Origin of the sequence: Halorubrum sp. SP9 (assembly GCF_005435015.1) — an archaeon.
Lineage (GTDB): Archaea > Halobacteriota > Halobacteria > Halobacteriales > Haloferacaceae > Halorubrum > Halorubrum sodomense.
This window is the reverse complement of record NZ_SGXU01000735.1, coordinates 1-228: the sequence shown is the minus strand read 5'-3', so window position 1 is coordinate 228 and position 228 is coordinate 1. Positions and strand designations below refer to the sequence as shown.

The 228-nt window shown below is 54.8% G+C and carries 1 protein-coding gene; it reads left to right on the top strand.

Features of this window, described 5'->3' with window-relative positions; translation table 11 throughout:
• Positions 1-228 (top strand): helicase-related protein (locus tag EXE45_RS19165; RefSeq protein WP_137695214.1); only part of this gene is annotated, 228 nt, incomplete at both ends.

Here is a 228-nt window from a genome sequence, read left to right as displayed (position 1 = left end):
GCTGGCCGAGGGCATCTCTGTCGACTCGAAGGCCCAGAAGGTGCGCCGCTACATCCAGCAGTTGCTCGAGGAACAACCCGACGAGAAACTCCTGCTGTTCACAGAGTATACTGACACGCTCAACTATCTGCTTGAGCTAGTGAAAGATGAGCCGTGGGCCGACGAGATCCTCGTTATTGATGGTAGCGTTGATAAAGAGGAACGCGCCCGAATCGAGGAGGAGTTCAA